Source organism: Pedobacter sp. 01N416 (assembly GCF_056399685.1).
In genome coordinates this window covers 1-460 of sequence record NZ_JBFTRT010001098.1, presented here as the reverse complement: position 1 = coordinate 460, position 460 = coordinate 1, and the positions used below count along the sequence as shown (strand labels likewise).

1 protein-coding gene is annotated in these 460 nt (G+C 39.8%); it reads right to left on the bottom strand.

The genetic code is table 11. The features are described 5' to 3' along the window. The coding region (locus AC1DND_RS29410) for an alpha-L-fucosidase (protein ID WP_477586571.1) at nt 1–460 on the bottom strand (460 nt) is incomplete at both ends.

Sequence of the window (460 nt, the reverse complement as noted above, 5' to 3'; positions counted from 1 at the left end):
GTGCATATCAACAGGAAAATCGGGATGATGCCAATCAATCAGCGAATAATAAAAGCCTACTTTTATACCCTCGGCGCGAAAAGCCTCAACAAATTCTTTAACCAAATCTCTTTTGGCTTGTGTATTGGTTGCCTTATAATCAGTAAATTTACTATCAAATAAAGTAAAACCTTCATGGTGTTTGGTGGTTAACACGGCATATTTCATGCCTGCTTCTTTAGCTTCTCTGGCCCATTTTTTAGGGTTAAATAAATCGGGATTAAACTGATCGAAGTATTTCTGATAGTTTTCGTTGGTAATGTGTTCGTAATTTCTTACCCACTCATGACGGGCTGGTAATGCATATAGGCCCCAGTGGATAAACATGCCGAAGCGTGCATCGGTCCACCATTCCATTCTTTTGGTTTTTTGGGCAACGGTTTCATTGCCTAATCGTTTTTGAGCAAAGCCAGGTAAGGTT